Origin of the sequence: Streptomyces sp. NPDC029674, from assembly GCF_044903205.1 — a bacterium.
Classification (GTDB): Bacteria; Actinomycetota; Actinomycetes; order Streptomycetales; family Streptomycetaceae; genus Streptomyces.
Map to the genome: position 1 here is coordinate 172,967 of NZ_JBJDPY010000001.1, position 14,303 is coordinate 187,269.

General features: G+C 73.2%; 12 protein-coding genes. 7 read left to right on the forward strand and 5 right to left on the reverse strand.

Features of this window, described 5'->3' with window-relative positions; all coding sequences use genetic code 11:
* Positions 1-72: 72 nt before the first annotated feature.
* The 4 genes from ACI2L3_RS00735 to ACI2L3_RS00750 all read right to left on the reverse strand — a co-directional run bounded on the left by ACI2L3_RS00735 (position 73) and on the right by ACI2L3_RS00750 (position 4,835).
* The gene (locus tag ACI2L3_RS00735; protein ID WP_404750122.1) at positions 73-198 is read right to left on the reverse strand and encodes a SapB/AmfS family lanthipeptide; all 126 of its coding nucleotides are present in this window, start codon (positions 196-198) and stop codon (positions 73-75) included.
* Between the two features lie 77 nt (positions 199-275).
* Complete coding sequence (gene lanKC, locus ACI2L3_RS00740; RefSeq protein ID WP_404750123.1) at positions 276-2,915, reverse strand: class III lanthionine synthetase LanKC; 2,640 nt, start codon at positions 2,913-2,915, stop codon at positions 276-278.
* A gap of 220 nt (positions 2,916-3,135) precedes the next feature.
* Positions 3,136-3,369 carry a ferredoxin gene (locus ACI2L3_RS00745; protein WP_404750124.1) on the reverse strand — a complete coding sequence of 78 codons (234 nt, stop codon included), beginning with the start codon at positions 3,367-3,369 and terminating at the stop codon, positions 3,136-3,138.
* Positions 3,369-4,835: an aldehyde dehydrogenase gene (locus tag ACI2L3_RS00750; RefSeq protein WP_404750125.1), complete on the reverse strand. Its 1,467-nt coding sequence runs from the start codon at positions 4,833-4,835 to the stop codon at positions 3,369-3,371. The genes ACI2L3_RS00745 and ACI2L3_RS00750 overlap by 1 nt, the downstream gene beginning before the upstream one ends.
* A 175-nt stretch (positions 4,836-5,010) precedes the next feature.
* On the opposite strand from ACI2L3_RS00750, the gene ACI2L3_RS00755 reads away from it, so the two are divergent.
* The 7 genes from ACI2L3_RS00755 to ACI2L3_RS00785 all read left to right on the forward strand — a co-directional run bounded on the left by ACI2L3_RS00755 (position 5,011) and on the right by ACI2L3_RS00785 (position 12,990).
* Positions 5,011-6,072, forward strand: coding sequence for an MBL fold metallo-hydrolase (locus tag ACI2L3_RS00755; RefSeq protein WP_404750126.1), 1,062 nt, complete (start codon positions 5,011-5,013; stop codon positions 6,070-6,072).
* A 308-nt stretch (positions 6,073-6,380) separates the two neighbouring features.
* A complete protein-coding gene (locus tag ACI2L3_RS00760; RefSeq protein ID WP_404750127.1) occupies positions 6,381-7,598 on the forward strand; it encodes a prenyltransferase/squalene oxidase repeat-containing protein in 1,218 nt (405 codons plus the stop codon).
* Positions 7,595-8,260: an SCO2322 family protein gene (locus ACI2L3_RS00765; RefSeq protein WP_404750128.1), complete on the forward strand. Its 666-nt coding sequence runs from the start codon at positions 7,595-7,597 to the stop codon at positions 8,258-8,260. Before ACI2L3_RS00760 ends, ACI2L3_RS00765 begins: the two co-directional genes overlap by 4 nt.
* Before the next feature lie 45 nt (positions 8,261-8,305).
* On the forward strand, positions 8,306-9,598 hold the full coding sequence (locus ACI2L3_RS00770) for an energy-coupling factor transporter transmembrane component T (RefSeq protein WP_404750129.1): 1,293 nt from the start codon (positions 8,306-8,308) through the stop codon (positions 9,596-9,598).
* Positions 9,595-11,331, forward strand: coding sequence for an ABC transporter ATP-binding protein (locus ACI2L3_RS00775; RefSeq protein WP_404750130.1), 1,737 nt, complete (start codon positions 9,595-9,597; stop codon positions 11,329-11,331). The genes ACI2L3_RS00770 and ACI2L3_RS00775 overlap by 4 nt, the downstream gene beginning before the upstream one ends.
* Positions 11,328-12,188 (forward strand): ECF transporter S component, encoded by an 861-nt coding sequence (locus tag ACI2L3_RS00780; protein WP_404750131.1) that lies wholly within the window; start codon positions 11,328-11,330, stop codon positions 12,186-12,188. Before ACI2L3_RS00775 ends, ACI2L3_RS00780 begins: the two co-directional genes overlap by 4 nt.
* Before the next feature lie 346 nt (positions 12,189-12,534).
* On the forward strand, positions 12,535-12,990 hold the full coding sequence (locus ACI2L3_RS00785; RefSeq protein WP_404750132.1) for a transglycosylase SLT domain-containing protein: 456 nt from the start codon (positions 12,535-12,537) through the stop codon (positions 12,988-12,990).
* A 73-nt stretch (positions 12,991-13,063) separates the two neighbouring features.
* Here ACI2L3_RS00785 and ACI2L3_RS00790 read toward each other — a convergent pair whose 3' ends face one another.
* Positions 13,064-14,233 (reverse strand): steroid 3-ketoacyl-CoA thiolase, encoded by a 1,170-nt coding sequence (locus tag ACI2L3_RS00790; protein WP_404750133.1) that lies wholly within the window; start codon positions 14,231-14,233, stop codon positions 13,064-13,066.
* Between the last annotated feature and the right edge of the window lie 70 nt (positions 14,234-14,303).

A 14,303-nucleotide genomic window follows, 5' to 3' on the forward strand; every position in this document is an offset into this window, starting at 1 on the left:
TGGACCCGGGCGGGCCCCTCGCGGGGAACCGCCCGGGCCTTGGATGCCATGCCGCTCAGGTGCGGTCAGGCATCAGAGGCAGAGAATGATGCTGGCGTCGCTCCAGCAGAGGAGCAGGCTCGCGAGGCTTCCGCCGCCACCGCCGCCGCCACCGGTCATCTCGTCGGACTCCATGCTCTGCAGGTCGAGAAGTGCCATGGTCTTGCCTCTCCTTTAAGGGGATGTGCTCTTTTCCGTGCTGGTTGTGCTGTGCTGGTTGTGCTGTGCTGGTTGTGTCACGACCCCGCTGACTCGCGGGACCGGCTCTGGGGCCGCCGCAGGGGCGGCAGGAAGGGGACGTGCGCGCTGCCGTCGCCGAGCGCGCCGGCGAGTGCGAGGAGGCAGCCCGCCGTCCCGGTGTTGAGGTCCATGGACAGGCGCAGCATCTGGTGTCCGGGGAACACGAGCTGGCCGGCGTACGACATGGCGAACCAGCCGAGTTCCTCGATCTGCGCGGCCACGTCCTCGGGGGTGATGCCGGGTGTGGTGGTGCGGTTGACGTGCAGCAGGAGTCCGGCCCGTCCTTGGACCAGGCCGGGCTGCACGCAGAAGCGGGAGCGGGCGGCGGCGAGGATGCCCGGCCGGGCCGCCTCGAACGCGGCGTCGTCCCGGTGCGCGAGGTAGTCGTCGATGACCATGCCGATGCCGACGCTGCCGTCGCCGAGGTAGGGCATGGTGCGCCAGCCCTCGTTCACGGCGAGGCTGCCGTCCCGTTCCTGGGTCACGCACTGGGCGAGGTCCGCGCGCAGGGCCCGGGCCGCCAGGTCGAGGAGCGCGGGGTCGCCGTTGCGCTCGTGGAGCCGCAGGAAGAGGAGGGCGGGGCCGGTGGCGCCGCGCAGCAGTCCGGCGCGCCGCCGTCCGGGCTTCGCGGTGGTGTCGGCGGCCTCGGCGGTGAGGCGTTCGCCGAGCAGTTCGGCCGCCCGCTCCGCGTGGCGGGCGAGGGCGCTCTCGCCGGTGCTGTGCGCGAGGGCGTCGAGGGCGAGGCCGAGTCCGGCGAGGCCGCCGTACAGGTCGGAGGGGAGCCGCTGCCAGTTCTCCCGGAGGATCGACTCGACGAGGTCGAGGGCGCGGGTGCGGTGGCCGAGCCGGTCGAGTACGTGGGCGACGCCGGCGAGACCGTCGTGCAGGCCGAGGGGCGTACCGGCCGGGGCGGGCTCGGTGTGCTTCAGGAGCCAGCGTTCGCCTTCTTCGTAGCGTTCGGCGCCGCTCTCGGCGAGGGCGAGCAGCACGCCTGCCGCGCCGTGCGCGAGGCCGAGTCCGCCGCCTTCGGTGAACTGCGCGATGTCGCCGGGGAAGAGCCGGTCGTCGCGCTCGGGGGTGGCCGAGGCGAGGATGGCCTTGACCATCGAGTCGCGGCTGTGCGGCCAGTCACCGGGATCGACCAGAGGGGTGGCCGTGGCCGCCGTGCGGGCGGCGGTGCCGGTCGTGCCGCGGCCGCCGTGCTCGATCTCCGCGACGGCTTCGGCCAGGAACTCGGCCGGTACGTCGGGGAATTCGGCCGCGATCACCTGGGCGAAGTGGGCCGCCTTGCCGCGGTCGATGGAGAGCAGCGAGGTGATCGGCAGGAAGAGGGCGAGCCGCAGACAGGCGAGGGCGTAGCGGTCGACTGCGGTGCCGCGCCGGTCCGGCGGCGCGAGGAAGCCCGGGTGGGCGACGACTTGGCGGCCCCCGTCGCCCACGGCCGTCGCCGCCTCGAAGTCGAGGAGGGAGACGGACTGTTCGTCGGGCGCGACCATGATGTTGAAGAGGTGCAGGTCGTTGAAGACGACGCCCCGCTCGTGCACGGCGGTGACGGCCTCTTCGACGGCGCGGTGCATGCGCAGCGCCCAGGCCGTGTAGTCGGCGATGGCGGTGGCGTCGGGCTTGCTGGTGCAGAGCGGGTGCCGGTGGGCGAAGAACGAGTTGAGGGTGGACCCTTCGAGGAAGTCCATGACGAGGAAGCGGTGGCCGTCGAGGAGGAACCAGTCGCGCACCTCGGGGGCCACGCCGAGTCCGGAGAGTTTCTCCAGTGCGTCCTTCTCGCGTTCGAGCCGGGTCACGGCGTCGGCGCCGTCGGAGGCGAGGCCGGCGTGCGGGCGGCCCTCCTTGAGGACGACCTTGCGGCCGTCGCGGATGTCGGTCCCGGCGTAGACGCCGCCGCCGTTGGAGAAGTGCAGGGCCTTCTCGATGCGGTACGGCAGGTCGGCGACGGTCGCCTTGTTGCGGGCCGCGAGCTCGGGTTCGAGGAAGGGCGGCAGGGTCACCCACTCGGGGACCTTGAAGGCGGGGTCGCGCGGGTCGGGTACGAGCTGTCCCTCGCCGTTCTCGATGGCGGGCACCAGGGTGCCCTTGCCGTTGTCGCACATGCGGCGGGTGAACGCGCCGTACCTGACGTACAGCGGGCCCTGCCGCCAGCGCAGGTCGGTGAGGATGTACGGGCCTTCGGTGCCGTCGAGGAGGCCGCCCAGCTCGGTACATATTCGCTGCAGTTGCTCTTCGTCGGCCGGGTAGACGGTGACGGCCTTGCCGCTGTGGTCGCGTCCGGCGTACTTGCTGTTGCGCAGGTGCAGCAGGTGTTTGGCCGGTACGAACTTGAAGGGGATGCCGCGGGGCACGCAGTAGTCCCACACGGCCGTCGTGACGCGGTCCGCGTTCTCCAGGGTGGAGGAGACGTGGATCTTCCAGCCCTGCTGGGGCGCGGGGAGCGCGGTCCCGCCGTCGTCCACGGGGACGAGGGAGAGCCAGTCGCCGATGCGTCCCGAGCGCCAGCCCGCCGGGACCGGGCGGCCGGCCGCCGGCAACTCCGGGGCGCTCGAAGTGCCCTTGGACGACAACCGGTCCGGGGTCTCGTAGAAGTGCCTGTCGGCCAGACAGTAGACCTCGTACCGCTTGTCCATGGTGTCCCCTCTCCGCCGGGTGTGGCAGAGACATTTCCAGGACGCAAAGAGGCGGAACAGTCACGACTGTCATCGGATGGCCGTGCGGAACGCATGCGTAAAGTCACGTTCGCTCATGTTCGAGTGAACAGAGTATCCGTCGACCGGACAAATGGCGACGCCCGCGCCGTGATCAGGATGAACAGGGCGCGGGCGCAAGCCGGTTGCGTGTCCGGAAGGGCTACTCCTCCGGTGGGAACACGACCTCACCGCCGTCCGCCAGCGCGATGGTGATCGCCTCGACCGGGCAGCTCTCCGCGGCCTCCAGGACCTTTTCGTTGGCGTCGGTCTCGGGCGCGGTGGGGTGCGACTGGCGGGCGGTGTCCAGCTCGAAGGCGCCGGGCGCGGTGAGCACGCACATCCCGGAGCCGATGCAGACGGACCGGTCGACCTCGACGCGCCAGCGGTCCCCCATCAGGCGCCACTCCCCTCATATCCGGCGGGGAGATGGATCATCTTGTGCTCGAAGTACTCGCCGTATCCCTCGGGCCCGAACTCCCTGCCGAGGCCGGAGTTCTTGTAGCCGCCGAAGGGGCCGAGCATGTCGAGGCTGAAGGTGTTCACGGAGTACGTGCCGGTGCGCACCTGCCGCGCGATGTCGATGCCGCGCTCGACGTCGGCGGTCCAGACGCTGCCGCTGAGCCCGTAGTCGGAGTCGTTGGCGATCTGCACCGCCTCGCTCTCCTCGCCGTACGGAAGGAGACAGATGACGGGCCCGAAGATCTCCTCGCGGGCGATGCGCATGGAGTTGTCGACACCGCCGAACAGCGTCGGCTCGACGTACCAGCCCTGGTCGAGGCCGGGCGGCCGGCCGCCGCCCGCGAGGATCTTGGCGCCCTCCTCCTGGCCGATGCGGATGTAGTCGAGGGAGCGCTGCTGCTGCCGCTGGGCGACGAGCGGGCCGAGTTCGGTGGCGGGGTCGAGGGGGTCGCCGACCTTGAGGGCGGACGCGGCGGCGGCGAAGGCCTCGGCGAACTCGTCGTAGCGGGTGCGCGGCACGAGGATGCGGGTCTGGGCCACGCACGCCTGGCCGTTGATCATCCAGGCGAACGGGGTGATGCCCGCGACGGCGCTCGCCGCGTCGGCGTCCGGCAGGACGACGGCGGCCGACTTGCCGCCCAGCTCCAGCGTCACGCGCGTCAGGTTGCGGGCGGCGACCTCCATGACGCGCTTGCCCGCGGCAACGGACCCGGTGAAGGAGACCTTGTCGACGTCGGGGTGCCCGACGAGGTACTCGCTGACCTCGCGGTCCGCGGAGATGATCGACAGGACGCCCTCGGGCAGGCCCGCCTCGGCGGCCAGCTCGGCGAGTATGTACGCGTCGAGGGGCGCCTCCGGGGAGGTCTTGAGGATCACCGGGCAGCCGGCGAGCAGCGCGGGCGCCAGCTTGGCGGCGGCGGTGAACTGCGGGACGTTCCACGGTACGACGGCCGCGACGACGCCCATCGGCTCGCGGCGGACGAGGATCCTGCCGAGGACCCCGTCGCGCGCCTCCTCGTACGTGAAGTCGCGGGCGACGGTGATCGCCGCGTCCCACACCATCATCGCGGCGAGGGCCTGCACCATCACGCTGGACGTGTAGGGGGTGCCGTTCTCGCTGCTGATGGTGCGGGCGATCTCCTCGTGGCGTACCGCGAAGCCGTCCTTGATCTTGCTGATGACCTCGATGCGCTCGTCGAGGCTCATCCGTGGCCAGGGTCCGTGCTCGAAGGCCCGGCGTGCGGCGGCGACCGCACGGTCGACGTCGGCGGGCGCCGCGTGCGGCACGCGGGCGAAGACCTCGCCGGTGTGCGGGGAGACGACGTCGATGACGCCCTTGCCGAGCGGGTCGACCAACTCCCCGCCGATGAACAGCTGTCCGTGTTCCACGAGCTCGGTCATGGCTGACTGCCTCCTGCGGGGCGGTTCCTGACACTGTTTCAGAACTGATACCAGTTCTACTTGGAGGAGTCCACGGGAGGGACCGGCAACTCGGCGCCCAGTCGGTCGACTTGGGCGACCATTGAAACTAGTTCTAGTTATAGTGGCGGCACCCGGCGACGAGAGACGAGGCCCCATGACCCCGACCCCGCAGGTGACGGACCCGCCGGTGATCGAGCACGGCGGCGGCGTCCGGAGCATCAAGGTCCCGATCCCCGACAACCCGCTCGGCTTCACTCTCGTCCACCTCCTGGACACCGACGCGGGCCCCGTCCTCATCGACACCGGCTGGGACGACCCCACGTCCTGGGACACCCTCACCGCCGGGCTCGCCACGTGCGGTGTCGCCGTCGGCGACGTGCACGGCGTCGTCATCACCCACCACCACCCCGACCACCACGGCCTCTCCCAGCACGTCCGGGAGGCCTCCGGGGCGTGGATCGCCATGCACGAGGCCGACGCGGCGGTGGTCCGCCGCACCAGCTCGAGCCCGCCGGACCGCTGGTACGCGTACCTGGCCGACAAGCTCACCGCCGCGGGCGCCCCCGCAGACCACGTCGCCCCGCTCGTCCGCGCCCGGGACGAGGGCCGCCCCCGCAAGCTCCCCGGCCTCGCCCCCGCCCTCCCCGACCGCGGCATCACCCCCGGCGAATTCCTCCCCCTGCCGGGCCGCAGGCTCCGCGCCATCTGGACGCCTGGCCACACACCGGGCCACGTCTGCCTCCACCTGGAGGAGGACCACCCCACGGGCCTGCCCGGCAACGGCCGCCTCTTCTCCGGCGACCACCTGCTCCCCGGCATCACCCCGCACATCGGCCTGTACGAGGACCCCGACGCCGAGACGGCCACGGATCCCCTCGGCGACTACCTGGACTCCCTCGAACGCGTCGGCCGCCTCGCCCCGGCCGAGATCCTCCCCGCCCACCAGCGCGCCTTCACCGACGCCCCCGCCCGCGTCAGTGAACTCCTGGCCCACCACGAGGACCGCCTCACCGGACTCCTCGCCCTGCTCGCCGAGCCCCTCACCCCCTGGCAGATCGCCGCGCGCATGGAGTGGAACCGGCCCTGGGACGAGATCCCCTACGGCTCGCGCAACATCGCGGTCTCGGAGGCCGAGGCGCATGTGCGGCGCCTGGTGAAGCTGGGCCGCGCGGAGGCCGTGCAGGGGAGCGATCCGGTCACGTTCGTGGCGGTGTGACCCGGGGCGCCCGCCGGCCGGCCGGTAGAGTGGGCGCGTCGTCCTCACGTCCGCGCAGGGGGAAGCCGGTGCGAATCCGGCGCTGACCCTTCCCCGAGCTCTCGGCTTCGCTCGAGCAGGGGAGGCCCCAATCCGTGTGCCATCGAGCGTGGCAAGCCGGAATGCCCGGTGCGGAACGTGACCGGCTCGCTTCATCGGACCCCGATGAGCGGCACCGTCGAGGTATACGGAGCCGGAGCCGCCCGGTAGCCGTGCTCGCACGCGCCGCGCTGCCCCGCTCCCCGCAGGGAGAGGCAACCCGCCGCATCATGAACGTTCGCCGCAGCGCCGCGGTCCTGGCCGCCGTCGCCGTGTTCGGCTCGGTGGGGGCACCGGCCGCCTTCGCGGACGACGCGAAGCCGTCGCCCTCGACCGCGCTCCCCTCCGGCCTCTACGGCAAGAGCGACCCCAAGTTCGACGGCGTCTTCCGCCAGTCGTACGCCCTGCTCGCCCAGCACACCGAGGGCGTCGAGCCCGCCCCGAAGGCCGTCGACTGGCTGACCGGGCAGCAGTGCGCGAGCGGCGGCTTCGCCGCGTACCGCGCGGACGCGACCGAGCCGTGCGACTCCAAGACCTCCGTCGACAGCAACTCCACCGCCGCCGCCGTCCAGGCGCTCGCCGCGCTCGGCGGCCAGGACGCGACGGTCAAGAAGAGCGTCGAGTGGCTGAAGTCCGTGCAGAACACCGACGGCGGCTGGGGCTACAACCCGGGGATGCCCAGCGACGCCAACTCCACCGGCATCGTCGTCGGCGCGCTCGCCGCGGCGGGCCGGAACCCCGCGGACGTGAAGTCCCAGGACGGCAGGTCCGCCTACGACGCGCTGCCGAAGCTCGCCATGGACTGCGACAAGGAGAAGGGCGCCTTCGGGCTCCCCGACGCCAAGTCCGGCAAGCTCGCGCCGAACGCCGCCGCCACCGCGGCCGGCGTGCTCGGCAGCCTCGGCAAGGGCCTGGTCGTGTCGCCCCCCAAGAAGTCCGCCGGTTCCGCCCCCAAGTGCGCGAAGCCTGACACCGCCGCGCAGGCCGCGAGCAACGGCACCGGCTACCTCCTCTACACCCTCGGCAAGACCGACGACCACCTGCCCGGCGCCTCCGACGTGCCGGACGTGGGCGGCACCGCCGACACCGTCCTCGCCCTCGCCGCCGCCGGGCAGAAGGAACAGGCCGGGAAGTCCGCCGAGTGGCTGACGAAGAACTCCGCGGCCTGGGCGAAGCAGTCCGGGCCCGCCGCCTACGCCAAGCTGGTCTTCGCCGCGCACGCCACGGGCCTCGACCCGCGCGACTTCGGCGGCACCGACCTCGTCAAGCAGCTGAACGCCCAGGGCCCCGCCCCGCAGTCCTCGGAGTCCCCGGCCGCCTCCGACGCGGACGAGAAGAAGGATGACGACGGCGGCGTCAGCATCTGGTGGATCATCGGCGTCGGCATGGTCGCCGGCATCGGCATCGGCTTCCTGTACAGCGGCAACCGCAAGAAGCAGCAGCCGTGACGCGGAGCCGGGTCGGGCACGGCCCGGCGGTCGGGGTGTTCCTCGCCGCCCTGCTGAGCGTCCTCGTCGCCGCGCCCGCCGCCCAGGCCGCCGGCTACCGCTACTGGTCGTTCTGGGACCGGGACGGCGGCCGGTGGACGTACGCCAGCCAGGGGCCCGGCACCGCGCGCCCCGAGGACGGCGACGTGCAGGGCTTCCGCTTCGCGGTCTCCGAGGACTCCAAGGACGCCGCGAAGCCGCGCGGCGCCGCCGGCTTCGACACCATCTGCGCGAGCACGCCGCCCGAGGACGGCCGCAAGCGCGTCGCCCTGGTCATCGACTTCGGCCTGCCGAAGGACGCCCCCAAGGGCGAGACGCCGCCCGCGCCCCGACGGGCATGCGCGCAGGTGGCCCCCGACGCCACCACCGCGGACGCCCTCGCCTCGGTCGCCAAACCGCTGCGCTACGACACAAAGGCGCTGCTCTGCGCCATCGAGGGCTACCCGAAGTCGGGCTGCGGGGACCAGGTGAAGGGAACCCTGACCACACAGGCGCAGCCGAACCCGGACGGCGACGACGCCGGCGGTGACGGCGGGCCGTCCCTCGGCGTCGTCGCCGGGATCGCCGCCGTCGCGCTGCTCGGCGGTGCCGGCATCTGGCAGGCCCGGCGCCGCCGCGGCTGACGCGGCCCGGCCACGGAGACACCCGACACGGACACGGACAGCACGATGACCCACCACGGCAGCAGTGCGGCGCCCGGACGCCTCCGGCGCCGCCTCGCCCCCGAGGCGCACCGGAGCAACGCACTGCACCCCGGCGCCTGGTGGGTGTGGGCCGTCGGACTCGGCACCGCGGCGTCCCGCACGACCAATCCGCTGCTGCTCGGGATGCTGATCGGCGTCGCGGGCTATGTGGTGGCGGCGCGGCGGACGTCGGCCCCGTGGGCCAAGTCGTACGGCGCGTTCGTGAAGCTGGGGCTCGTGGTCATCGCGATCCGCCTCGTCTTCGCGATCGTGCTCGGCTCGCCGATCCCCGGCACGCACACCGTCGTCACGCTGCCCGAGGTGCCGCTGCCCGACTGGGCGAAGGGCGTACGCATCGGCGGCAGGGTCACCGCGGAGGGCCTGCTCTTCGCCCTCTACGACGGAATCCGACTCGCCGGCCTGCTGATCTGCGTCGGCGCCGCGAACGCGCTGGCGAGCCCGGCGCGGCTGCTCAAGTCGCTGCCGGGTGCGCTGTACGAGGTCGGGGTCGCCGTCGTCGTGGCGATGACGTTCGCGCCGAACCTGATCGTGGACGTGCAGCGGCTGCGCGCGGCGCGCCGGCTGCGCGGCCGCCCCGACAAAGGCATACGCGGACTGCTGCAAGTCGGCCTCCCCGTCCTGGAGGGCGCGTTGGAACGGTCGGTCGCGCTCGCCGCCGCGATGGACGCGCGCGGCTTCGGCCGCACCGCGCCCGTCCCCGCCGGAGTGCGCAGGGCGACGGCCGCGCTGACGCTCGGAGGTCTGATGGGCGTCTGCGTGGGCACGTACGGCCTGCTGACCGCCCAGGGCACCGCCTTCGGCCTGCCGGTCCTGCTCGCCGGCCTGCTCGCGGCGCTGGCGGGCCTGCGGCTCGGCGGCCGCCGCTCGGTACGCACGCGCTACCGCCCGGACCCGTGGGGCCCGCGCGCCTGGCTGGTCTCCGCGTCCGGCCTCGCGGTGGCCGCGCTGGTCATCTGGTCCGCCTCGCACGACCCGGCCGCCCTGCACCCCGGCGTCGTCCCGCTGGTCGCCCCGTCCCTGCCGCTGTGGCCCGCCCTTGCGGTACTGATCGGGCTGCTTCCCGCGGTCGTGGCTCCGGTGCCGGGGGCGGACGGGGCGTCGCCCGTGCGGCAGGACATGGCCGCTGCTCCCGAGGCGGTCCCGCGGCCCGCGCCCGGTCCCGCCCGGGAAGCCTCGGCCTCCGCATGGCGGACGGCCCCCTCCTCCGACGCACCCGCCTCCCCCACACCCCCCGCACCTCCCGAGGAGCCCTCATGATCCGCTTCGAGGACGTCTCGGTGACCTACGAGGGGGCGCCCGCGCCGACCGTCCGCGGGGTCGACCTCACCGTGCCCGAGGGCGAGCTCGTGCTGCTCGTCGGGCCGTCCGGGGTCGGCAAGTCGACGCTGCTCGGCACGGTGAGCGGGCTCGTGCCGCACTTCACGGGCGGCACCCTGCGCGGCCGCGTGACCGTGGCGGGCCGCGACACCCGTACGCACAAGCCGCGCGAACTCGCCGACGTCGTCGGCACGGTCGGCCAGGACCCCCTCTCGCACTTCGTGACGGACACCGTCGAGGACGAGCTGGCGTACGGCATGGAGTCGCTGGGCCTCGCCCCCGAGGTGATGCGCCGCCGCGTCGAGGAGACCCTGGACCTGCTCGGCCTCGCCGGCCTCCGCGACCGTCCCATCGCGACCCTGTCCGGCGGCCAGCAGCAGCGCGTCGCCATCGGTTCGGTGCTCACCCCGCACCCCCGGGTCCTCGTCCTCGACGAGCCGACGTCCGCACTGGACCCGGCCGCCGCCGAAGAGGTCCTCGCCGTGCTCCAGCGGCTCGTCCACGACCTGGGCACCACGGTCCTGATGGCCGAGCACCGCCTGGAGCGGGTCGTGCAGTACGCGGACCAGGTGCTGCTGCTCGGCGCGCCGGGCGAGCCTCCCGTGCTCGGCGACCCGGCCGCGCTGATGGCCCGCTCCCCCGTCTTCCCCCCGGTGGTCGCGCTCGGCCGGCTCGCGGGCTGGTCACCGCTGCCGCTGACGGTGCGGGACGCGCGGCGCAGGGCGGGGGCGCTGCGGGAACGGCTCGCGGCCGCGGGCCCGCACCGGGAGGAGGCCCCGGCCGAACCGTTCGCGGGACGGGCGCCGGGCCGGTGGCCCCAGCTGCGCAAGGAACGTGAGGCAAGGGAACGTACAACGAGGGGACGTACGGCGAAGGAACGCGAGCGCGAGCCCGACGCCACGCCGGCTGCCGCCGTCGAACGCCTCGCCGTCCGCCGCGGCCGCGTCGAGGCGCTGCGCCGCGTCGACCTCACCGTCACACCCGGCGAGACCGTCGCCCTGATGGGCCGCAACGGCGCCGGCAAGTCCACGCTCCTGTCCGCCCTCGTCGGCCTGCTGGAACCCACCTCGGGCACGGTCCGCGTGGGTGGCGCGGTCCCCCACCGCACGGCGCCGCGCCGGCTGATCCGGCACGTGGGCCTGGTCCCGCAGGAGCCGCGCGACCTGCTGTACGCGGACACCGTGGCCGCCGAGTGCGCGGCCGCGGACCACGACGCGGGTGCGGCGCCGGGGACGTGCCGTGCCCTGGTGAACGAGCTGCTGCCCGGTATCGCGGACGACACGCACCCCCGGGACCTCTCCGAGGGCCAGCGCCTGACGCTCGCCCTGGCGATCGTCCTGACCACACGCCCGCCCCTGCTGCTCCTGGACGAGCCGACGCGCGGCCTCGACTACGCGGCCAAGGCGCGGCTGGCCGGGATCCTGCGCGGGCTCGCCGCCGAGGGCCACGCGCTCGTACTGGCCACGCACGACGTGGAGCTGGCGGCCGAGATCGCCCACCGCGTGGTGATCCTGGCGGACGGCGAAGTCGTCGCGGACGGCCCGACCGAGCGGATCGTGGTGTCGTCACCGTCCTTCGCCCCGCAGGTCACGAAGATCCTGGCACCCCAGGAGTGGCTGACGGTGGCACAGGTACGGGAGGCGCTGGGCGCGGACGGGCAGGACGTGTCGTGACGGCCGCACGGAAGGGTGGTCCGGCCGTGTCGCGGGGCCGGGGCGGGCGGGCCCGGCCCATCCGGCTGGGTCCGCGCTCGGTTGCCGCGCTCGCGCTGGTGAGCGCGGTGGGCGTGGTCGCGTTCGGGTGGCCGCTGCTGGCGGGCGGCGGTTCGGGGCTCAGTGATCACGCGCAGGACGCGCCGTGGCTGTTCGCGGCGCTGCTTCCGCTGCTGCTCGCCGTGGTGGTGGCGACCATCGCGGACGTCGGGCTCGACGCGAAGGCCATCGCGATGCTGGGCGTGCTGGCCGCGGCGGGTGCCGCGCTGCGGCCGCTGGGCGCGGGGACGGCGGGCATCGAGCCGATGTTCTTCCTGATGGTGCTGAGCGGACGGGTGCTCGGTCCTGGCTTCGGGTTCGTGCTGGGGGCGGTGTCGATGTTCGCCTCGGCGCTCCTGACGGGCGGCGTCGGGCCGTGGATGCCGTTCCAGATGCTGTCGATGGGCTGGGTCTGCATGGGCGCCGGGCTGCTGCCGGGGCCCGCCACCCTGCGCGGACGCCGTGAGCTGTGGCTGCTCGCGGCCTACGGGGCGGTCTCCTCCGTCCTGTACGGGACGGTGATGAACCTCCAGGGCTGGCCCTACCTCGGCGGCCTGGCCACCGGCGTCTCCTTCGTGCCGGGTGACCCGCTGGCGGACAACCTCGGCCGTTTCGTCGCGTACTGTCTGGCGACCTCGCTCGGCTGGGACCTGCCGCGGGCCGTGGTCACCGTGCTGCTGAGCCTCGCACTCGGCCCGGCCGTCCTGAAGGCGCTGCGGCGGGCCACGCGCCGGGCGGCGTTCGAGGCGCCGGTCACATTCGAGGCCCCCAAGGCGTGAGCGAGCCGCTGCGTGCCGTCACATCGGGGACTCGTACGCGTGAGGCGGCCCACAGGACCTTGGTCCACTACGAAAGAGGCCCGTAGCCCGCGACTCTTGACGTACATGCATCAATACCGCCTCTGACCTGCAGATTGAGAGCCAGGTCACAGAGGGACATTTGGCACGGGGTGCGGCTTCCACTAGTAAATGGGGTCATTGCGGCGGCGCGCCGGGCCTGTTTCTCTGGATGAGTCGCAAGGCGCCGACAGCCGCTCACGGCCTCGGCGCCGCCGCATGTCCCCCACACTTCCGTGTGGCCACGGCGTGCCCCGCGACCGCCCCGTACCCCACCGGAAGGTCCTCTGTGCCCGCCTCGCTCATCCGCCGCATCGCTTCCCCGAAGAAGGCCCTCACCGGCGGCCTCGTCGCCGCCGCCGCTTCCGGCATGGTCTTCGCCGCGGCCCCGGCCCAGGCAGCCACCCCGACCACCGCGAAGGCCGCCGCCCCGGCCGCCGCTCCCGCCGCCGCCCCCGCGTCCGCCAAGGCGATCGCCAAGAAGATGATCCCGGACCCGGCGCAGTTCGCCGCGTTCGACAAGATCGTCTCGCACGAGAGCGGCTGGAACCCGAGCGCGACCAACTCCTCGTCCGGCGCCTACGGCCTCGTCCAGGCCCTGCCCGGCTCGAAGATGGCCTCCGCGGGCGCCGACTGGAAGACCAACCCCGAGACCCAGATCGAGTGGGGCCTCAAGTACATGAACGAGCGCTACGGCAGCCCGACGGGCGCGTGGAGCCACTGGCAGGCGAACGGCTGGTATTAAGCCGCCGCGACCCGCCACTGAAGGAGGCGGCGACCCCGGGACGGGGGTCGCCGCCTCCTTCGCGTCCCGGGCGCTAGAGCCGCTGAATGATCGTCCCCGTCGCCACCGCACCACCCGCGCACATCGTGATCAGCGCGAACTCCTTGTCCCTGCGCTCCAGTTCGTGCAGGGCCGTCGTGATGAGCCGCGCCCCCGTCGCCCCCACCGGGTGGCCGAGGGCGATCGCGCCGCCGTTCACGTTGACCTTCTCCAGGTCCTGCCCGAAGACCTGCGCCCAGCTCAGCACCACGGAGGCGAACGCCTCGTTGACCTCGACGATGTCGATGTCCTTCAGGGACATCCCGGCCTTGCCGAGCACCGCGCGCGTCGCGTCGATCGGCCCGTCCAGGTGGAAGTGCGGGTCGGCGCCGACGAGGGCCTGCGCGACGATGCGGGCCCTCGGCTTCAGCTTCAGGGCCCGCGCCATCCGCTTGGACGCCCACATGAGGGCGGCCGCGCCGTCCGATATCTGCGAGGAGTTGCCCGCGGTGTGCACGGCGGTCGGCATGACCGGCTTGAGGCCGCCGAGGGCCTCCATCGTGGTGTCGCGCAGCCCCTCGTCGCGGTCCACGAGCCGCCACATGCCCTGCCCGGCGGCCTGTTCCTCCTCCGTGGTGGGCACCTGCACGGCGAACGTCTCGCGTTTGAAGCGCTCCTCGGCCCAGGCGACGGCCGCCCGCTCCTGCGAGATGAGGCCGAGCGAGTCCACGTTCTCGCGGGTGAGACCGCGCTTGCGGGCGATGCGCTCGGCGGCCTCGAACTGGTTGGGCAGGTCGACGTTCCACTCGTCGGGGAACGGCTTGCCGGGGCCGTGCTTGGAGCCGGAGCCGAGCGGCACCCGCGACATCGCCTCGACGCCGCAGCTGATGCCGACGTCGATGACGCCGGCCGCGACCATGTTGGCGACCATGTGGCTCGCCTGCTGCGACGACCCGCACTGGCAGTCGACGGTGGTGGCGGCGGTCTCGTACGGCAGTCCCATGGTGAGCCAGGCCGTGCGCGCCGGGTTCATGGACTGCTCCCCGGCGTGCGTCACCGTGCCGCCGACGATCTGCTCGACGCAGTCGGCGTGGATGCCGGTGCGGCCGAGGAGTTCGCGGTAGGTCTCGCCGAGCAGGTAGGCGGGGTGGAGATTGGCGAGCGCGCCTGAGCGCTTGCCGATGGGCGTGCGTACTGCTTCGACGATGACGGGTTCCGCGGCCATGGGCTCGTCCTCCCTCTCCACGTCCCGCGAGCCGTCCCGGCGGCTCGCGAGTGGAACTAGTACGCGTTCT